This is a genomic window from Actinomycetes bacterium (genome assembly GCA_024222295.1).
Taxonomy (GTDB): Bacteria; Actinomycetota; Acidimicrobiia; order Acidimicrobiales; family Microtrichaceae; genus JAAEPF01.
In genome coordinates this window covers 188,272-207,966 of the sequence record JAAEPF010000023.1, presented here as the reverse complement: position 1 = coordinate 207,966, position 19,695 = coordinate 188,272, and the positions used below count along the sequence as shown (strand labels likewise).

19 protein-coding genes and 1 tRNA gene are annotated in these 19,695 nt (G+C 67.7%); 7 read left to right on the top strand and 13 right to left on the bottom strand.

Going from position 1 to position 19,695, the window contains the following annotated elements:
* On the top strand, window positions 1–510 hold the full coding sequence (locus tag GY812_06795) for a nuclear transport factor 2 family protein (protein MCP4435193.1): 510 nt from the start codon (window positions 1–3) through the stop codon (window positions 508–510).
* A 38-nt stretch (window positions 511–548) separates the two neighbouring features.
* A tRNA-Ala gene (locus tag GY812_06790) sits at window positions 549–625 on the top strand.
* A gap of 197 nt (window positions 626–822) precedes the next feature.
* Here the strand turns inward: GY812_06790 and GY812_06785 are convergent.
* From GY812_06785 to GY812_06755, 7 genes are all read right to left on the bottom strand, one after another.
* On the bottom strand, window positions 823–2,055 hold the full coding sequence (locus GY812_06785; GenBank protein ID MCP4435192.1) for a hypothetical protein: 1,233 nt from the start codon (window positions 2,053–2,055) through the stop codon (window positions 823–825).
* Between the two features lie 53 nt (window positions 2,056–2,108).
* Window positions 2,109–2,966: a fructosamine kinase family protein gene (locus GY812_06780; protein ID MCP4435191.1), complete on the bottom strand. Its 858-nt coding sequence runs from the start codon at window positions 2,964–2,966 to the stop codon at window positions 2,109–2,111.
* A gap of 56 nt (window positions 2,967–3,022) precedes the next feature.
* Window positions 3,023–4,306 (bottom strand): MFS transporter, encoded by a 1,284-nt coding sequence (locus GY812_06775; GenBank protein ID MCP4435190.1) that lies wholly within the window; start codon window positions 4,304–4,306, stop codon window positions 3,023–3,025.
* Window positions 4,303–4,761, bottom strand: coding sequence for a MarR family transcriptional regulator (locus GY812_06770; protein MCP4435189.1), 459 nt, complete (start codon window positions 4,759–4,761; stop codon window positions 4,303–4,305). Before GY812_06770 ends, GY812_06775 begins: the two co-directional genes overlap by 4 nt.
* 242 nt (window positions 4,762–5,003) lie before the next feature.
* Window positions 5,004–5,663 carry a hypothetical protein gene (locus tag GY812_06765; protein MCP4435188.1) on the bottom strand — a complete coding sequence of 220 codons (660 nt, stop codon included), beginning with the start codon at window positions 5,661–5,663 and terminating at the stop codon, window positions 5,004–5,006.
* Window positions 5,664–5,815: 152 nt separating this feature from the next.
* On the bottom strand, window positions 5,816–7,204 hold the full coding sequence (locus tag GY812_06760; protein MCP4435187.1) for a HAMP domain-containing histidine kinase: 1,389 nt from the start codon (window positions 7,202–7,204) through the stop codon (window positions 5,816–5,818).
* A gap of 42 nt (window positions 7,205–7,246) precedes the next feature.
* The gene (locus GY812_06755) at window positions 7,247–7,999 is read right to left on the bottom strand and encodes a response regulator transcription factor (protein ID MCP4435186.1); all 753 of its coding nucleotides are present in this window, start codon (window positions 7,997–7,999) and stop codon (window positions 7,247–7,249) included.
* Between the two features lie 76 nt (window positions 8,000–8,075).
* Between GY812_06755 and GY812_06750 the strand changes: the two genes are divergently transcribed.
* From GY812_06750 to GY812_06740, 3 genes are all read left to right on the top strand, one after another.
* Window positions 8,076–8,555 carry a hypothetical protein gene (locus GY812_06750; protein MCP4435185.1) on the top strand — a complete coding sequence of 160 codons (480 nt, stop codon included), beginning with the start codon at window positions 8,076–8,078 and terminating at the stop codon, window positions 8,553–8,555.
* 175 nt (window positions 8,556–8,730) lie between these two features.
* Window positions 8,731–9,060, top strand: a complete 330-nt coding sequence (locus GY812_06745; protein MCP4435184.1) for a hypothetical protein — start codon at window positions 8,731–8,733, stop codon at window positions 9,058–9,060.
* Window positions 9,061–9,176: 116 nt separating this feature from the next.
* Window positions 9,177–10,307: a hypothetical protein gene (locus GY812_06740; GenBank protein MCP4435183.1), complete on the top strand. Its 1,131-nt coding sequence runs from the start codon at window positions 9,177–9,179 to the stop codon at window positions 10,305–10,307.
* A gap of 57 nt (window positions 10,308–10,364) precedes the next feature.
* On the opposite strand, the gene GY812_06735 is transcribed toward GY812_06740, so the two are convergent.
* Window positions 10,365–12,179, bottom strand: coding sequence for a long-chain fatty acid--CoA ligase (locus GY812_06735; GenBank protein ID MCP4435182.1), 1,815 nt, complete (start codon window positions 12,177–12,179; stop codon window positions 10,365–10,367).
* Window positions 12,180–12,541: 362 nt separating this feature from the next.
* Here GY812_06735 and GY812_06730 point away from each other — a divergent pair, with 362 nt between their 5' ends.
* A complete protein-coding gene (locus GY812_06730; GenBank protein ID MCP4435181.1) occupies window positions 12,542–13,753 on the top strand; it encodes a thiolase family protein in 1,212 nt (403 codons plus the stop codon).
* A gap of 113 nt (window positions 13,754–13,866) precedes the next feature.
* Here GY812_06730 and GY812_06725 read toward each other — a convergent pair whose 3' ends face one another.
* Complete coding sequence (locus GY812_06725; protein ID MCP4435180.1) at window positions 13,867–14,319, bottom strand: hypothetical protein; 453 nt, start codon at window positions 14,317–14,319, stop codon at window positions 13,867–13,869.
* A gap of 310 nt (window positions 14,320–14,629) precedes the next feature.
* Window positions 14,630–14,989 carry a cell division protein CrgA gene (locus tag GY812_06720; GenBank protein ID MCP4435179.1) on the bottom strand — a complete coding sequence of 120 codons (360 nt, stop codon included), beginning with the start codon at window positions 14,987–14,989 and terminating at the stop codon, window positions 14,630–14,632.
* Window positions 14,990–15,084: 95 nt separating this feature from the next.
* Here GY812_06720 and GY812_06715 point away from each other — a divergent pair, with 95 nt between their 5' ends.
* A complete protein-coding gene (locus GY812_06715; GenBank protein MCP4435178.1) occupies window positions 15,085–15,663 on the top strand; it encodes an aminodeoxychorismate/anthranilate synthase component II in 579 nt (192 codons plus the stop codon).
* Window positions 15,664–15,690: 27 nt separating this feature from the next.
* Here GY812_06715 and GY812_06710 read toward each other — a convergent pair whose 3' ends face one another.
* Genes GY812_06710 through pknB form a run of 3 tightly spaced genes read right to left on the bottom strand, consistent with a single transcriptional unit; the run spans window position 15,691 to window position 19,622 of the window.
* Window positions 15,691–16,740: a PASTA domain-containing protein gene (locus GY812_06710; protein MCP4435177.1), complete on the bottom strand. Its 1,050-nt coding sequence runs from the start codon at window positions 16,738–16,740 to the stop codon at window positions 15,691–15,693.
* The gene (locus GY812_06705; GenBank protein ID MCP4435176.1) at window positions 16,733–17,650 is read right to left on the bottom strand and encodes a PASTA domain-containing protein; all 918 of its coding nucleotides are present in this window, start codon (window positions 17,648–17,650) and stop codon (window positions 16,733–16,735) included. Before GY812_06705 ends, GY812_06710 begins: the two co-directional genes overlap by 8 nt.
* A gap of 1 nt (window position 17,651) precedes the next feature.
* Window positions 17,652–19,622: a Stk1 family PASTA domain-containing Ser/Thr kinase gene (gene pknB, locus GY812_06700; GenBank protein ID MCP4435175.1), complete on the bottom strand. Its 1,971-nt coding sequence runs from the start codon at window positions 19,620–19,622 to the stop codon at window positions 17,652–17,654.
* Window positions 19,623–19,695: the final 73 nt, after the last annotated feature.

The window sequence follows — 19,695 nt, the reverse complement described above, 5'->3', positions numbered from 1 at the left end:
GTGCACACCGACGACGGCGCCATCGATGCCAGCCGGCTGGCCGCCGCGCTCGACCGGCAGGAAGTCCGCGACTTGCACGCCCGCTACGGCGACGTCGTCACCCGCCGGGCCTGGGACGAACTGGCAGAGCTGTTCGTGCCCGACATGCCCCTCGAACTGGATCTGGTCGACAGCGAGCCAAGGCACATGGCGGGACCCGACCAGATCGGCGAGTTCCTGGCAACGGCGGTCTCGAGGTTCGACTTCTTCGAGTTCACCCCGCTCAACGCAGTGACCGAGCTGTACCCACGGGGCAATCCTGACGAGGCGACCGCCCGCCTGTGGATCCGCGAGGACCGCCACGGAGCAGCTGGGTCCGGCGAACCGAGCGAGTGGACCAGCGCCTTCGGGCTCTACCGCGACACCTACCGCCGCATCCAGGGGCGCTGGTGGTTCGCGACACGGCACTACAGGTCCCTCGCACGCACCGGCCCGGTCAGCGCGGTGCTGCCGTTCCCGGATCTCGACTGAAGCACGGCGCCGACCGGGCGCTACCATCGTCATTCCTCGGGGCTGTAGCTCAGCTGGCTAGAGCACCTGCTTTGCAAGCAGGGGGTCGTGGGTTCGATTCCCATCAGCTCCACCACCTGAGAGGCCAGTATTCCCAAGGGGTCTGGCCTCTCTGCGTCATGGCGTGCCTCGCTGTCCCAGGCGCTCGATTAGCGCAGGATCGGCGTCTGTACCGACGCATACTGCGACGACTGGCAGTGTCGCTGGGTCAATGAACAGCCGAGCTCAGGGCTGCAGTCCCACCTCCTGCACACCCCGGTAGGTGAGTCCGGCTCAGCTGGGCACCAGCGTCGCGGCCAGCCCGTAGTGGTCGGAGAGGCTCGTCTCCACCGACTCACCGTCCACCTCGATCTGCAGCGGGTCGGTGAAGATCCGCTCGACATTGACCTCACCGTCGAAGTTGCGCACGAGGATGTGGTCGAGCACGGGGCCCGTTTCACCCTCGCCGCCCACCAGCAGGTTGTCCGCACAGTAGGTGCACTCCGCATCGGGGTCGTCGGTGTAGGCGTCGTCCCAACCGCCGGACGACACCAGCAGCTCAAAGTTCTGCGGTGTCTCCGAGGTGTGGTCGTCGCCCTCGGGACTGGTGTTCAGGTCGCCAGCGAGGATCGCGACACGGTCGTCGCTGGTCCGTTCGTCGATCCACTCGCCGATCACCTCGATCTGCGCTGCCTGCTCCTCGGCCCACGTGCCCTCCCCCGGGTACGGCACCGGCGTCTCGCCGAGGTCCAGGTTGGCGGTCAGGTGGGTGTTGAATACGTCGACGGTTCCAAGCACGGGGTCCTCGATCTGGACGTACAGCACGGCGCGGCGGGTCAGGCTGGACTCGAGCACCACGGAGTCCTGCTCCACGAACGGCTCACTGGAGAGGATCCCGACCCCGAACGCACCATCGTACGCGTAGGAACCGCCACCACCGTCACCCGCACAGGCGGAGAGAATCTCCTCGAGGCTGCCGCCGATGTTGGCCGCCAGGCAGGTCTGGCACTCCGGGCAGGTGCCGGCGAACTCCGATCCACAGCTGCTCAACACGCAGTCCGACAACTGGTCGTCGGGAACCCCGTCACAGTTCTGCCTGGCACATTCCTCCAGCGGCACCGCCTCGTTCTGCGGACAGGCCGGCCCGGTCGCTCCGGACGCCTCCGTGCGCGCCTGCTCCTGCTCGGTCAGCTCCGGCATGGGATCGAGGAAGAGCGAATGCGGATGCGTGTCGGCTGTGGCATCGACCAGGGACTGCACATCCTCGGGGTCCCAGACCTCCTGCACAGCGATCACCTGCGCCTGCAGGTCCGACAGCTCCTCGTCCACCTCGGGGGACCTGTCGACGGCGTAGTCCACGAATCCGCGGGCGAGACCGGCGTTGTAGGTGACGATCTCGAAGTCAGAACGATCACCGCGCTCCGCTTCGCCATCGCCTCCGTCCCCGCCGCAGGCGGAAGCAAGCACCAACACCACGGACACGAACAACAGGAGAGGGCGGCGAACACCAGGTGCAGGACGGGTCATGTGCGTGAGAGGATACCCGTCGGTCGGCCAAAATCACTGTGAGCTCGCAGCGGTCAGCAGTAGCGCCGCACGGCGGTGGTGGCGGCAGGCACGTAGCTGCCGCCGAACTTAATGGCGTGCACCACCAGCGGAGCGAGCTGGTGCAGTTCCACTCGTTCCCGCCAGCCATCCGCCAGCGGGAACGCCTCCTCGTAGGCATCGAAGCAGTCAGCACCGAACCCGCCGAACAGCCGCATCATCGCGAGGTCGAACTCGCGGTGGCCACCGTGGGCAGCCGGGTCGATCAGCCAGCTGCGGCCGTCGGCATCGACGAGCCGGTTCCCTGCCCAGAGGTCACCGTGCAGGAGCGATGGCGGCTCCGCCTCACCAGCGAGCTCCTCGAGCCGACCGGCCACACCTTCCAGGTCGGCCACCACGGACTCCGTCAGCACGCCGCTGTCGCGACTCAGCCGAGCGAGCGGCAACAAGCGGTTGGACCGGTACGACTCGGCCCAGGTGCCATGGACGTCGTTGGGCAATCCCCGCGAGCCGGTGGTCCGGCCATCGGGTCGACCGAAGCAGCTCCACGGCGTCGAGTGAAGCGCCGCCAACTCGCGACCCAATCCGGCCTCGGTATCTCCGGCTCGGCCGCCCACATCGATCCACTCGAGCACCAACATCGGCGGCTCCTCGTCGGTGCCGTCCAGGACAGCAAGCACCTCGGGCACGTTGGCCGTACCCGTCTCGCGAAGCCAGCCGAGGCCGGTCGCCTCCGTGGTGAAGAACCCCGGGGGTGGGTTGCGGTGGGTCTTGGCGAACACGGTGAAGCCGTCGGAGAGATCCATCCGGAAGCTCTCCGCCACATCGCCGCCACCGAGGCGCCTCACATGCGCGACCTCGGAGCCGAGAGCCGACCCCACTGCGGGAGCCAGGTCATCGTCGGGGAATGCCACACGAGGATGCTCCCATGGATCAAGGAGCGAACCGGTCAGGTGGCAGCTCCGGCCTCCAGCAAGGCCGGCTCGGCTGCCGTCGGCTCTGCGGGCGGGCGGGCCGCCATGGCTAGCCCCCACGCACCGGCGAGCAACGTGCCTGCGGCACCCACGAGGATCCCTGCACGTGCGCCGAGCTCCTCGCTCAACCAACCCACGACCGGGCCGCCGATCGGGGTGGACCCCAGGAACAGCATGGCCTGCAACGCAAGCACCCTGCCGCGCATCGTGGCCACCGCCTCGAGCTGGACGATTGCCGTTGACGAGGTGAGGAACCCGACGCTGGCTGCACCGACGACCAGGGCGACCGGTATGGCGGCCCACATGCCCGGAGCCAGCGCGAGGGCGAACAACGCAATGCCGAAAGACACGGCCGACCAGCCAACCGTTCGCACAGTCACCGTCGCCCTACGGGCTGCAATCAGCGCACCTACGAGTGCACCGACGCTGAGCACCGTGAACAGCAATGTGTAGGTGCCGTCGTCGCCCCCCATGTCCCGCGTGGCGAACAGCGGCAACACGGTCGAGAAGTTGAACGCGAGCGTGCCGACCACGGCCATCATCACCAGAGGCACGAACAGCGCTGGTTCGCCACGCACGTAGCGAAGCCCTTCGCGGACCTGTCCGCGACCCTTGGGCGTCTGCGGCACCGGGCGTAGCTCGGAGCGCCGGATCATCGCGAGGCTGGCAAGCACTGCCACATACGAGAGCCCGTCGACGAGGAAGGCCCAACCGAATCCGGCAGTGGCGACGAGCAGACCAGCGGCTGCCGGACCCACGATGCGCGACGCCGTCATCATCGTGGTGTTGAGCCCCACGGCGTTGGCCACGCGGGCGTCGTCGACCATCTCCACGACGAATGCACGGCGGGCCGGATTGTCGAAGGCGATGGTGATGCCTCCCACAGAGGCGAGTGCGTACACGGCCCACACCGGCGGAGTGCCGGCGAAGACCAACGCCGCGAGGCCGAGTGACTGGACCATGGACACCGACTGCACGAGCATCAGCAGCCTCTTCTTGTCGCTGCGGTCGGCCACGAGACCAGCCCACGGGCCCAGCAGCAGCACGGGCCCGAACTGCGCCGCAGCCAGCACGCCCAGGGCAACACCCGAGTCGGTCAGATGCAGCACGAGCAGCGTCTGGGCCACCAAAGTCATCCAGTTGCCGATCTGGGAAAGGCCCTGGCCGACGAAGAACAACCTGAAGTTGCGTACGCGCATGGATGCGAAAGTCGTTGTGGCGAAGTCCGAGTTGCGCACAGCTCGCAGCACCCGGGTCATTGCAGGCCTGCCAGTCCCTCGACCGCGTCGACGGCCGAGAGCAGTGCGCGGCGCTGGCGCACGGGCAGGTCCGCCATCTGCTCGAGAAGCCATGCGGTCTTGGTGCGGCGGGCCTCGGCAACCATCTTCTCGGCGAGCTCGGTCACGTGTACCCGACACACCCTGCGGTCGGTCGAATCGGGGATGCGGTCGATATAGCCCTCGGCCTCCAGGCGGTCGACCATCCGGGTGATGCTCGGTGGGGCCACGCGTTCGGCCTCGGCCAGGTCGCCGAGGGTCATCGGGCCGTCGCGGCGGATGGTGGACAGCGCCGAGATCTGGCTCTGCGTGAGCCCGGCGTCGACTTCCTGGCGCAGCATTCGTGCCAGCCGGGTGATCGCAAGCTGCAGGCGGTAGGCATCGTCGAAGTCTTCGTGAGGCTTCTCGTTGTGTTCAGCCGCTGATTCCTTAGCCATGCGAACAGTATAGCAGACTAATTACCTAGGCTAACTATGTCGTGTGTCACCCGGATGGCATGTCACCCGGTGTTCTGTTCGCGCTGGATCACGCCTGGCGTGATCCAGCGCCAACAAAACAGGTGGGCGACGGACCCCGCCGCCCCGCGGCCCGCCGAGGGTGCGAACGCGGAAAGGGACCGCGCTGGTGCCCGGCCCCTTTCCGTTCCTGGAGGTTGGATCTTCTTGGTCTCGTCCGGGGTTCAGCTCTCGCCTTCACCCTCGGCGGGTGCGTCCTGGCTGCCGGGACCGCCCTGACCCCCGGGTCCACGAGGCCCACGGGGACCGCGCTCGCCCTCTGGCCGGCCGTTGTTGACCACGTCGGTGATCCTCTCGGTCAGCTCGGCGGCCTTCTCGTCGGCCTCCTCCTGGGTGAGCTTGCCGTCAGCAACCGCAGCAGCCAGCCGCTCCTGTGCCTCGGCGACCATCGCGTCGACAACGGTCTGCACGTCAACGCCCTGCAGCGCGGCGACCTCCGCGATCGTGGCACCGTCGCGCAGCGCCTGGCGCAGTTCCTGGGTCGTGATGCCGAGAGCCTCAGCGGCGGCTTCGCCACCCTTGATGCCCTTGTGGCCATGACCCTTGCGGCCCTCGGGACGGGCCTCCTTCAGGGCCTCGATCACCGCATCGGCCTGCGACTGGTTGATCGTGCCGTCCGCGACCAGCGGGGCCAGGGCTTCGGCGAGGAAGTCGCCCTTGTCGGGCCGCGCCCCTTCCTCGGGCGCTTGTTCGCCCTCGTCCTGGGTGACCGAGGCGGGCTCGGCACCGCTCACCCCGGCGCTGGTGAGTACGGCACCCGCGGCGCCACCACCGACCAGGCCTGCGGTGATTCCTGCGATTGCCAGCTTCTTGTGTATCTCCATCACTGTCTCCTTGTCCTTCCCCGGTGGGGGTCTGTGTCGTCGCAGGAACCACTGTGGCGGGCACCGGTTAGATGAATACGGGACAAAGGTAAGGACCGGGTGTGAAGCGCGGGCCAGGATGCGGAGGCGGGCGACAGCCGGCGACGGTCGGTTCAGACCCCGTCCGATGGGGGCTCCGGCGGGATCCGGAACGACACTGCTGCTCCGCCCCCCGCACGGTTGGCCGCCCCACACGTTCCACCGTGTGCAGCTGCGATCTCGGCCACGATCGACAACCCGAGGCCGCTTCCGGGCTCGGCGCGCGCGGAGTCCGACCGGTAGAAGCGCTCGAACACATGCGCCAGGTCACCTGCGGGAATCCCGGGACCACGATCGAGTACGACGACTTCGAGCCACGGTGGGTCGGCCGGGCCTCCCCCCGACTCCGGCGGAGGCACTTGCTGCACCATCAACTCGATCGGCAGACCCGAGTGGTCGAACTTGCACGCGTTCTCCACCAGGTTGCGCACCGCCCTGGCCAGCGACTCCGGGCGGCCCACGATTCGTCCGGCAGTGGTGGCCTCGACGGTGACCTCGCGGTTCCACCGTTGCGAGGCGCGCTCCGCGCTGCGGTGTGCAACCTGCACCACGTCGACCTCGGCCAGCGGCTCATCGCCGCGGCGGTCGGTGGCCAGCTCCACGACCTCGTCGATCAGGCCGCTCAGCTCCTCAGTCTCGGACTCGATGTCACCCAGCACGGCGCCGCGCCTCTCCGCGTCCATCGAGTCGAAGCTGCGCAACGTGTAGAGGTTGGTGCGCAGACTGGTCATCGGGGTGCGCAGTTCGTGACCCGCGTCCTGCACGAGTCGCTGCTGATCAGTCCTCGACTGCGACAGGGCAGCCATCATCTCGTTGAATGCAGTGCCCAGCCGGGCCGCCTCATCTTGGCCCGCGACAGGTACGGCCACGTCGAGCGCACCGGTGGCGGCCACTTGCTCGGCCGCGCCGGTGACGGCCGTCAGGCGCCTGGTCACCTGCCTCGCGATGACCCAGCCTGCGATTCCCGACACCGCAGCGACGGCCAGCGACACGACCAGGATCCGGCTCCGCAGCGCCGAAAGGACGTTCTGGGTCTCATCGAGACTGCGCGATGCCTGGAACGCTCCCCTGGCGCCGCCGATCGACTGTGTGAGCACCCGCAGCGGCTCCCCGTCGACCGTGTGCTCGCTGAAATCACCAACGCCGGCCTGTTCCTCGCCGGCTATCTCGATGTCGGCGTCGGACACCGGAATCGGCCGATTGTCCGGCCTGGAGCGAACCTCGCCGGCCGGCGACACGTACTGCACGTCCAGCTCGCGAGGGCCGAACAGGCCGCGGCCCACACCATCGGGACCACGTCGCTGCAGATCGACCTGGAGCGCCCGCACCGCTGTTTCGAGCGACGCATCGATCTCGCCCACGAGCCGGAGTTCGGTGGCCCGGTAGCTGAGGTATCCGACCGCACCGGCCGCCAGCGACGTACAGACCACCAGGGCGAGTACGAGCTTCGTGCGCAGGCTCATCGTCCGACTCCCCACAACAGGGTGGCGGCCGTCATCAGCGCGTCACCTCTCGCCCTCGACGCGCAACGTGTAGCCCACCCCGCGCACCGTGTGGATGAGCTTCGGATCGTGTCCGTCGTCGAGCTTGCGGCGCAGGTAGCCGACATAGACCGCGAGGTTCTTCGAGTCGGGTCCGAAGTCATAGCCCCAGATGTGGTCGTAGATCGCACCCCGGTCGAGCACTATGCCGGCATTGGAGGCCATGTACTCGAGCAGGTCGAACTCCGTCTTGGACAACTCGATCTCGTCATCGCCCCGCCACGCACGCCGCGCAGCCGGATCGACCTTCAGGTCGGCGACCACCAGGGCGTCGGACTCATTCGGCTCACCCGCCGAGGTCCGCCGCAACAGCGCTCGTACCCGCGCCAGGAGCTCCTCGGGGTCGAACGGTTTCGGCAGGTAGTCATCAGCGCCTGCATCCAGGCCGGCCACGCGGTCAGAAGTCTCGGTGCGCGCGGTCAGCATGAGGATCGGGATGCGCTCACCCTCCGATCGCAGCACACGGCAGACCGACAGCCCGTCAACGCCGGGCATCATGAGATCGAGTACCAACAGGTCAGCGGGTGACGTGCGCAGCGACTCGAGCACCTCGGCACCGTTGGGGACCGTCTCGCTCTCGTAGCCCTGCATCTCTAGCAACCTGCCCAGCGACTCGCGGATCGCACGGTCGTCGTCACCCACGAGGATGCGCGGCGACTGCTCGGTGGTCGGACTGCCGTTCACGTTGACCACGGTAGGGGCGGTGGGCACGCACATGGCCGTCATCCTGAGCAGCCGGCAAGCCATCGGCGCCGTTGAGTCCTCGGGGCAGGCGCTCCCCTACTGTCATTGCGTGAGCGAGCCGGCAGGCAACGACCAGAGCGACAAGGCAGTACTGCGAGGCTCCACCCTCGTGTCGGCACCGTTCACTCTGTTCGGGGTCATCGCTGCTGCGATCGCCGTCTACACAGTCATCTGGGCGTTCGGCTCGGGAACCGACCCGGGCGGCTCGGCCTGGGTCACACTCGCAGTCGCGGGCGCGTTGGCGTTCGGGGCGTTCACAGCCGCCCGGGGGTGCCGCGTGGTCCTGTCGGACGGGGAGATGCGTGACGTCGTGGCCTGGAAGGTGGTGTTCCGCACGCGACAGGAGGCGGTGGCCGCCGTCCGGGTGAGGCGGGGGCCTTGGCGGACCTACGAGATGGAGACCGACGACGGCAAGCGCAGGGTCGTGCTCGGCGCCGGGCCGATGCAGTTCCCGTCGAATCTGTTGCCGGGTGCCCGCGATCGCGACCTGGCCGCGATCGACTTGATGATGGGCGAAATGGGATCCTGAAGCCGTGACTCATCCGCCGCCCCGGCCAAGGGGCCCCACCAGCGGCGGGAGGCCCCGACGCGAGATCCCGAGCGCCACGCAACTCGGGCTGCGGCCCACGAGGATCCTGCTACGCGGACTGTTCGGGCGCTGCCCGGCCTGTGGCGGTGGCCATCTCTTCAGACGCTGGTTCACGATGGTCCACCGGTGCCCGACCTGCACGCTCCGATTCGAGCGGGTGGAGGGCCACTGGATCGGCTCGATCGGCACCAACACGGTGGCGGTGTTCGGAGTTCTCTTCATCGTGTTGATCTCCAGCTACCTGATCTCGTACCCGGATCCACCCGGGCCATGGATGCTCTGGGTGGCCATCGGCATCGCAGTTCTGGGACCCGTGGTGTTCTTTCCCCCCAGCAGGATGCTTTGGACGGCGATCGACGTGTTGATGCGACCCCTTCGTCCGGGCGAGATCGACCCCAGGTACGTGGTGCACGATCCCTACCGGGACCGTCCGGGCTCTGGGTAGATCCTCCCGTGGCGGGTGGCACACCTTGCCGCCGGGGGCCCCAGTTCGTAGCCTTGTTGTCACGCCCCGGTGGATCCGGGTGCGCGCAAGGGCGGACGGGGACTCGGAGGGACCTGTTGAGGCGAAGTAGGGCGGTTCCCACAGCGGTGGCCTCGGTGGTCGCATTTGCGGTGCTTGCCGCTTCGTGCGCGTCCGTCGCAGACACCGGTGAGGTGTCCGCTGCCTCGGGCCGCTACGGGGCTTCGCTCGAAACGAGCACCACCATTCCGGACCTCGATGGCAACAGCGCCCTCAACGGTGCCCTTCCAGGCGGCCGGCGTGCGGCAGCCACCGAGAACCTCCTCACTGCGATCGCGGAGAACCCTGGCATCCTCGACAACCTCGAGGACCTCACACCCGAACAGCTCGAGGAACTGACCGGCCTGCAGTCCGACGAACTCGGCACCCTCGGAATCACCCCGGCGACCGTGGCAGCCCTCGGCGGCGTGCTCAACCAGATCGGCGCCGACGAGGAAGACGCGATCGACCCCGAGACCGCGGCCTTGCTCGCCGCCGGCGGTGGTGAACTGCTCACGAGCACAGGCGAGCTGACCGATGAGGCGGCGGCCCTGCTCGGCACGCTCAACATCGATCCGGTCACACTCGCTGCCCTGGTCGCCACCGCCGTGACGGTGCCTGATTCAGTCAACTCACAGCTCGGCACCCTCCTCGAGATCATCGACCCCAACGGACTCGGCCAGCTCTCCGAAGACAACGGCGCACTCTCGGTGCTCGCGGTTCTCACGGGTGCCCTTCTCGGGCGGGACCCCGTCGCACTTGGACAGCTCGCCAACGCCGGCGACCTCGATCCTCGATTCCGCGGCCTGCTGACCTGGGTGGCAAACCTGGCAACGACCTTGCGCCCGGAGCTGGTCGACCGGCTCAACAACATCACGCGGATACTCGGACCGTTCGCGATCCGGGGCATCGGTGCGGCGATCGGCCTGCTCGAGCGCCCCGCCGTGGGCGCACTGTTCGAAGAGGCCTTCCAGGACCCCGAAGTGGTCGCCACCTCGCTCGGATCGGCACTGCTGCTGATCCCGGGCCTCGGGGAACTAATTGCTCCCCAGACGTTCAATGACCCCAACGCCATCTATGGCGCGGTAGGGGGCCTCGCGGCGGTGGCTCTTCTCAACAACGACGCACCGGGCTTCAAGGAGTTCCTGGACACCATCGGCGTCGAGATCCCGCCTGAGTTCTACGACTGACCAACTCGCCGGCCGACCACCGAAGCGGCCGGCCGGAACAGCCGGCGAAGCACGGCCTCAGTTGTAGAGGTCCTCGATCTCCTGTTCGAACACCGCGTTGACGCCCCGGCGCTTCAGCTTCGATGTGGGCGTCAGCAGGTCGGAGTCGGGCATCCACTCCTCGGTGAGGATCTTGATCTTCTTCACGCGCTCCGCGTTGTTGAATTCCGACATCACCTCGTCGACGCCGTCGTTGATCGCCTTGACCACCTGTGGCAGCTTGGCGAACTCGGCAAGGCTCGTGAAGTCGATACCGTTCTTCGCTGCCCAGCCGGGAGCCACCTCGCCGTCGATCACCACGAGGGCAGAGACGAACGGCCGGTTGTCGCCGATGGCAGCCGCTTGGCCGATCAGCGGCACCGACTTGAGGGCCGTCTCGAGGTTGGCGGGCGACAGGTTCTTGCCGCCTGCGGTGATGATCAGTTCCTTCTTCCGGTCGACAATGCGCAGGTAGCCCTCGTCATCGATCTCGCCGATGTCGCCGGAGTGCAGCCAGCCGTCCTCGTCGATCGTCTCGGCGGTCTTCTCCGGGTCGTTGAGGTAGCCCTGGCACACGATTCCGCCCCGGCAGCAGACCTCCCCGTCGTCGAAGATCTTCACTTCGACACCGGGTACCGCCTTGCCCACCGTTCCTGGCTTGACCTTGAATCGTTCGAAGGTCATGGGGCCGGTGTTCTCGCTCATCCCGTAGACCTCTGCGATGGGGATGCCGACTGTGCGGAACCAGCGGATCAGGTCTGCCCGAATCGGCGCTGCACCTGTGACTGCGAGCTCGAGCTCGTCGAGGCCCAGCAGGGCACGCACGAGAGCGAAGTTCTCGGCATCGAGGGTGTTGTACCGCTCGATCTCCTCGGGTGTCGCACGATCCCAGTCGATCTTCTCGCGCAACGGCATGGCCTCGTCCACGGCTGCGTTGAACTTCTCTGCACCCTCGGGATCGCCCGCGAGCAGGGCCGTGACGCCTGCGTTGACCTTCTCCCACACCCGCGGCACACCGAATGCGATGTTGGGGTGGGTCTGGCCCAGGTATGCGGTGAGCAGGGAGGTCTCGGGACAGGTGGTCACCTCGAGTCCGGCGAGCAACAGCGAGTAGTGCGAGACCATGCGTTCTGCGATGTGTGCCATCGGCAGGTACGACACGACCCGCTTGCCGGCGATCTCCTCCCTCGTCCACCCGTAGGTGCTGAGCAGCGAGACGAACGTGAACAAGACGTTGCGGTTGGAGATCATCACCCCCTTGGGGTTGCCGGTCGTACCGGAGGTGTAGATGATCGTGGCCAGGTCGTCAGGGCTGCCGGTCTTGGCGGCTTCCTCGAGGTCGAGGGGCTCGGCCTCACTCAGCACCTCGTACCCATGCACTCCCTCGGGGAGGATGTCGGGCGCCACCAGCACCACGATCGTCTCGAGCGCAGGCAGGTCGTCGCGCACCTTCAGGAAGTTGTTGAGGAAGCCCTCGTTCTCGACGATCGCAACCTTCGCAGCGCAGTGGCCCGCCAGGTACTCGACCTGGTCGGGGGCCGACGAGTTGTAGATCGACACCGGCGTGGCGCCGAGGAACAGCGCGGCCAGGTCGAGCCAGTGGAACTGGGGGATGTTGCGCATCATGAGCACGACCCGGTCACCGGGGCCGACCCCGAGGGACTTCAGGCCGTTGGCCGCGCGCGCCACGTTGTCGAGCAGCTGCTCGAAGGTGACTTGCTCCCACTCGTCCTCACCGACCATCGAACGCAGTGCGGTCTTGGAGGCGTTCGCAGCCGCCAACTCGAGAAACGCGGAAGCCACGGTCTGGCCCTCGATCTGTGCGTTGATGTCTTCAGCTGTCAGCTCGCTCACTGTGTGCTCCCCTGTCGACTCCCGGTCGCGGCCACAGGACCGCCCCCGGTGGTTGTGAACCCCGTCACTGTAACGCCCATGCGACGGTGGGTGTCCCCGACCTTGCCGACGGCCGGCGGCCGGGCCACACAAGGGTGCCCGGGTGCAGAGGACCGGCCCGGCGACAACGCCGCCGGAATGTGTCACATTGACCGGACGCACCACAGCGGCACAGACTCTTGACCGATCGGTCTAGTTTGTCCGGTCTCCGGGGGGACCGGGAGTGATTGCCGCAGCGTTGCGGTTGTCCGGAACAGCACTCACCCACAACCCAACAACCAACACCCAGAGCAGCCATTCGTGGCCCAACAAGGGAGCGGGACATGCCCGAAGCAGTGATCGTCGACATCGTCAGGACCGCCGGCGGGAGGCGCAACGGCGCCCTCTCCGGATGGCATCCGGTCGATCTCGCAGCAGAGACCCTCAAGGCGCTCGCCGAGCGCAACAACCTCGATCCCGAGGTCGTCGAGGACGTCATCATGGGCTGCGTCATGCAGGCCGGCGCCCAGGCGCTCAACGTGGGCCGCAATGCCGTGCTCGCCGCCGATTGGCCCGAGACGGTTCCCTCGACCACGGTCGACCGCCAGTGTGGGTCCTCCCAGCAGGCAGCTCACTTCGCCGCCCAGGGCGTGATGGCCGGCGCCTACGACGTCGTGATTGCCGCCGGCGTCGAGGTGATGAGCCTCGTTCCGATGGGCGCCTCGATCGGCTCCGGTGTCGGATTCCCGTTCGGATCCGCGTTCGAGCGCTATGCGGACGTCGAGCTCTACCCGGGCCAGAAGGGCCTGGTGGGCCAGGGCATCTCTGCGGAGATCATCGCCAACGAGAACGACCTCACCCGTGACGACCTGGACGAGTTCGGCGTGCGCTCACAGAGCCTCGCCACCCGGGCAGCCGAGGAAGGCCGCTTCGACAACGAGATCATCCCGGTGGTGTCCAAGATCAAGGACAAAGAGACCGGCGAGGTCAAGGTCCTCGATGGCGAGATGGTGACCCGCGACGAAGGCATCAGGCCCGACACGTCGATGGACTCCCTGGCCAAGCTGAAGCCCGCCTTCGTGCCCGACGGCAAGGTGACCGCCGGCAACAGCTCCCAGATCACCGACGGCGCCTCGGCCGCGCTGATCATGACCCCGGAGAAGGCGGCCGAGCTCGGCCTCACCCCGCGGGCCCGCTTCCATACCTTCGCCCTCGCGGGCGTCGACCCGGTGCGCATGCTCACCGGCCCGATCCCCGCGACCACGAAGGTGTTGGAGCGCAGCGGCCTGTCGATCGGCGAGATGGACCACTTCGAGGTCAACGAGGCGTTCGCCTCGGTCGTGCTGGCATGGAAGAAGGCCCACGATCCCGACTGGGACAAGGTCAACCCCAACGGCGGCGCCATCGCACTGGGCCACCCGCTTGGTTGCTCCGGTACCAAGCTGATGGCCACCATGGTCAACGAACTCGAGCGCACGGGCGGCCGCTTCGGACTGCAGACCATGTGCGAGGGCGGCGGCATGGCGAACGCCACGATCATCGAGCGCCTGGGCTGACCAACACGGTTTCGTTGGCGCTGGATCACCACTGAGGTGATACAGCGCCAGCACAACGGCGATACGACATGCGAGCGAGCAGCGGGGAGGGCTTCGGCCCTTCCCGCTTCGCGTCACTCCTCGGAACCGACGAGCTCCATGTCTTCCATGCAGTGCCGTGGCGGCTCGGGATCCTCGGTGGCCGCCGATGTCATCCGCACCTCGGCGCCACATGTCTCACAGCGGAAGGTGAGCCGCACGCGGCGCAACGTTCCGGGGTCCGGAGGCGGAGGCGGCGGTGTGGCGAACTGCTGCAGGAAGAACCAGCCGACCCTCAGGATCACCGCGCACAGCAGCACCGCTCCGATGACGGTGAAGGCCTGCGCGTCGGTGAGCGCGAACAACAGTGAAGCTGCAACCAGCATGGCGAGCAGCCACGCGACGGTCCGGATTCCCCTGGGCAGGGGCTTGCGTGGCTGAGCCACGGGATCAGCGCCGGCCTCCGGACGATCGTCGTGTGACCGCTCGGGCTGGTCGTGACCGTCGGGATCCCCAGCCGCTTGCGGTGGGGTCGCGTCGTCAGTCACGAAACCACGGTACCGCGGGTGTTGACCACGGTTCGCGGCCAGTTGTGGATATCCGCACCATGAACGGGGCTGTTTCGGCACTCACCGTGAAGTCTCCACAACCTGTGGAGAAGACTGGTAGTTGTCACGTTTGGTACACACAACTTCACCCAACCGACATTTTCGATTCACATCGAGTGAATACTGAGGCACATTCAGCGTCACGAATGTGACATCCGCCATGATTGCGGTCTCATGGGCCGCGCAAGCCGACAACGACTTCTCCCCAGCTCTGTGGATAACTCTGCCGGCCTGACGGGCTGACGACGGGTCAGCGGTACTGGGTTGCAGTGACGATTCCGCCGAGGATGAGCGTCAGCCCGCCGACCAGGTAGAAACCGTTGCCGGCGTCCTCGGTTCCGGGCAGCAGCCCCATGTAGTTGAGCAGGATCATGGCCAGACCCACGACCCAGAGGGCGAACATCAGGACCGGGACCCAGCGCGGGCTGGGGCCCCTCTTCGACGCAGGCACGGGGGCCGTGTAACGCCCACCGGCGTCGGTCGATCCGGCACTGCCCGCGGAGGGCGAAACCGTCTTCTTCTTCCGCTTGGCGGAGGGCGGCAGCGGCTTGTCGGCCTTCGGCTTGCTCTCCTCGTCGCCAGCGCTGGTCGTGTCGGCGTCCTTGCCCATATCGCCACAGTATCTGAGCCCCCGAGGCGACACGAAGGGCGACGACCGCCGCAATCCCTTTACCGCGCGGCACGGGCGGCTCCTACTCTGGCGCCGTGGGCTCCCGCATCCTGGTGATCGACAACTACGACTCGTTCGTCTACAACCTCGTGCAGTACATCGGCGAGCTGGGCGGCGACCCCACGGTCGCCCGACACGACGAGCTCGACCTCGCAGGGGTTGAGTCGATCAAGCCCGACGGGATCCTCATCAGCCCCGGCCCGGGCACCCCGGTCGATGCCGGGCTCTCCAACGACGTGATCACCACCTGGGGTCAACGCGTGCCCGTGTTCGGGGTGTGTCTCGGTCAACAGTGCATCGGTGAGGCCTTCGGCGGCTCCGTCGTGCGGGCTCCCGAGGTCGTCCACGGCAAGACCTCGCTCATACGCCACGACGGCGAGGGCGTCTTCGAAGGCCTGCCCGACCCCCTCGAGGCCACCAGGTACCACTCTCTGATCGTGGACCGAAACTCGGTGCCCGACGTGCTCGAGATCACCGCCTCCACCCATGACGGACTGGTGATGGGGCTGCGCCACAGGGAGCTACCGATCGAAGGGGTCCAGTTCCACCCTGAGTCGGTCCTCACCGCCGGCGGCCACGACCTCGTCGCCAACTTCCTTCGGTCCTGCACCTGAGCACCGGCGTCGAGCTGCGCCTCACCCCTACGGGTCGTCCGTCTCGTCCGAGTCATCAACCTCGGGGGGTGCCGTGGTGGTGGGCGGCGGCGGGGCCAGTCCGACCACGACCTCAACCACGACGGTGTCGGGTAGCTCGGCACCTGCCACCACTCCCTGGCGGATCACCCGACCGTCACGGCTGTCACCGACCGGGAGGTCCACGGTTCGGAACGAAACCCGCACCCCAGCGGCGGATGCGGCTTGTGATGCCGTCGACTCCAACAGCCCCGCGAGCGACGGCATCACGGTTGGACGATCCTCTTGTGACCCGGCCACGACCAGGTTGACCCGTGACCCCCTCGGCACCTCCGTGCCGGAGACAGGATCGATCGACAGGACGGCGCCGCCGGGTAGGTCGGTGCCGGTCTCGGTAGTGATGTCGTCCGGGATCAGGTTCAGCCGGCCCAACTCGGCCAGCACATCCACCGCGCGACGATCGGCGATCTCGGGCACCGTGCGCGGCGCTGGACCGTTGGAGACCCTGAGAAGCACCACCCGATCCGCTGGTGCCCTCCGACCGGCAGCAGGGTCGCTTCCCAGCACCTCTCCCGGGCGCACATCCTCATCGAACACGGGCACGGGTTGGGAAGTGAGGCCGATGGTGGCCAGCAGCGCTTCTGCATCGCTGGCCTGCTGGCCGACTGTCTCGGGCACGATCGTGCCGGCCGGGCCCGTCGACACAACGGCTGTGACCGGGGAACCCTCCTCGAGCTTCGCGCCGGCGATCGGCTCCTGTTCGAACACGGCTCCGGTGCCCACGACCTCGTTCGGTGATTCGTCCACGACCATGATCAGGCCCGCGGTCTCCAGCAGGCTCCGCGCTTCGTCCTCGGACAGGCCCACGATCGACGGCACCACTATGTCGACCACCTCGACACGCTTGTCGCCGCGCTCTATCGCCACGCCGAGGCCCACGAGCGCGACGGCGAACACCGCGATGATCACCCCCATCGCGATCGCAGCGGCCAGCGGATGCCTGCGCCGGTCGATGGTCTCCCATCCGCCTATCTCGGTGACACGGGGGCGCTCAGCCACCGGTCAGCTCCACCGACACGAGGGAACCGGGCAGCAGCATCGTGCCCGGCTCCGGTGACTGCCGTGAGACGTTGCCGGGGCTCGCCCCGCCGCCGAACACATTGGCCACGAGTCCCACCGACTCGAGCGCCGCCACGGCCTGACCGACGGAGCTGTTGAGCAACTGCGGCACAGCCACCGGCGGTGGTCCGCTCGACACCACGACGCTGACAGGCGTGTCGCGGGGCGACACCGTGCCTGCTGCCGGGTCGGTCGACACGACCGCGCCAACGGGTACGCCGGCCTCCTCGCGGAGCTCCACCTCGCCCACCAGGAATCCGAAGGACCCGAGGGCGAAGGCAGCGCCGTCCTCGGAGAGCCCCGCAACCTCGGGGACCGGTCTTGGATCGGGTCCGGTCGACACCACGAAGGTGACCTGGTCCGCCTCGGTCACCCGTACTCCCGGTTCGGGATTCTGGGAGATCACCAATCCGGACGCGACGGTCTCGCTTGCCTCGCTCTGAACGAGGTACTCGACCCCCACCTCGTCGAAAGGCAGCGTGACCTCCTCGATCGGGCGGCCGACCGCCTCGGGCATCTCGACCCTGGTGAGACCACGGCTGACAACGACGGTCACCGTGCTTCCGGCCGGGACCAGCTGGCCGGCCGCGGGGTCCTGGCCCATGACGGCTCCCCGCGGTGCCGACAGGCTGAACGACGTCTCCACATCAGCCACGAGGTCGGCCGACTCGATGTCAGCCAGCGCGCGGGGGCGGGCCAGGCCATCGAGGTCAGGCACCTCCACCACCGGAGGCTCACCCTTGACGGCCCCGACCGGGTCGAGGTTCGACGACCAACCCAGAAGCCACGCTCCGAACAGCGCCACAGCAAGGGTCACCGCCACAACTGCGGCGCCGCGCGCCCATCCCATGTCAGGGTGAGGTGGTGGAAGTCGTCGTGCTCGAGGAGGTACTCGACGTGGACGTCGTGGTGGACGCCACACCGACCGTGATGGTCACCGTCGACCCCTTGTCGGCCCTCGACTGGCCGCTCGGGCTCTGGCTGACGACCCGACCCACCGACGGGTCGCCGGACGGCACGACCGTGGTGCTCACGGCCACGTCGAAGCCCTTGCCCTGCAGCGTTGCAGTGGCGTTGGACTCGGACTGGTTGACGACGTTGGGGACCGTCACCTGCTCCTTGCCGCTGGAGACGATCACCGTGATGCGCGTGTTCCTCTCGGCGCTGGTGCCGGTGGCCGGATCGGTTCCGATCACCTGGCCCGAGGGGACCGAATCGCTCGCCTGTTCCTCGGGGCCGGCAACGCGGAAGCCAGCGGCTTCCAGCTCCGCCTGGGCCGCCGAGAAGCTCTGGCCCGACACATCCGGCACGATCTCTTCACCCGGACCCTTGGAGACCACGACCCCGACCTGAGAACCCTCCTCGGCCTCGGTCGCCGGTCCGGGATCCTGCAGGATCACGGTGCCGGGTTCGGCGTCCTCGCTCTCGGCGCTGTCGGATGCGACGGTGAAGCCTCGGCTCTCGAGCGCCGCGCGCGCGTCCTCGAGCGTCATGCCGATCACGTTGGGCACCTCGACCATCGCCGTACCGGTGCTGACCGTGAGCTGAACCGTGTCGCCCTTCTGGAGCGTCTGGCCCGCTTCGGGATCCTGTTCCGATACCCGGCCGGGATCCACCTGGTCGTTGGCCTCCTCGACGACCTCGACCTCGAGGCCCAGGTCCTCGAGCTGGGCCTGGGCGTCCTCCAGGCGCGAACCAACGACCTGGGGCACCTCGACATCGCTGCTGAGCCCGCTGGCCCACCAGAACAGGCCGCCGGCCACGAGGGCGAGCAGCACCACCATTGCGCCCAGGAACAGCCCGGTGCGCGACTTGCCGCCCCCATCCGGCTCGTCGGCAACCATCGCGGCACCCGCCGCTGCGGCCCCTGTCGCTGCAGGCTGAACGGCGGTGGCCCCCGGGTCGGCAGCGGCACCTGCGACCGCTGCGCCGGCGACCGCACCGGCAGCCAATCCTGCCGCTGCAAGGGCGGCCTCAGCGTTGGTCTCCTCGCCCTCGAGGAACCGACGCAGGTCGGCGCGCAGTTCCTCCGCCGAGGCGTAGCGATCCTCCGGCTTCTTGGACAGCAGCTTCATGACCACTGCATCCATGCCGGCCGGCATGTCGGTGATCACCGTGCTCGGCGGCTCGGGTTGGTCCTGGACGTGCTTGTAGGCGATGGCCAGCGGCGTGTCGCCCGTGAATGGCGTGCGACCGCTGACCATCTCGTAGAGCACGACGCCGAGAGAGTAGAGGTCCGACCGTGGATCGACGGGCAGGCCCTGGGCCTGCTCCGGAGAGAAGTAGGTGGCGGTGCCCATCACCGATCCGGCCTGGGTGAGGTCTTCGTCGGAGGACGAGAGCGCCCTGGCGATGCCGAAATCGGTGACCTTCGACTGGCCGCTGCCGGTGAGCAGCACGTTGCCGGGTTTCACGTCGCGGTGCACCACGCCCCGCGAGTGGGCGAATCCGAGAGCTGCTGCAACCTCGGACGCCAACTCGGCTGCGCGACGCGGATGCAGCGGACCGTCGCGGCGGATCACCTGGGACAACGAGGGGCCGTCGACGTACTCCATAACGATGAAATAGGTGCCGTCCTGGGTACCCCAGTCGTACACGCCCACGATGTTGGGGTGCGCCAGGTTCGCGGCCGCCTGCGCCTCCCGCCGGAAGCGCTCCACGAAGGACGGGTCGGTCGCGAACTCGGACACGAGTTCCTTGATCGCCACCGGCCGGTCGAGGCTACGGTCGCGCGCGAGGTACACCTGTGCCATTCCGCCGCGCGCCAGGCGGCGGTGGATCTCGTAGCGGTCACCGAGGACGCGCAAGTCCTGCTCGCTCATCGGAACCCCACAGTAGAGCCCGCAATGGCGCCGCCCGCAGACCACGGCCGCTGAATGCTTCGCGCATACACAG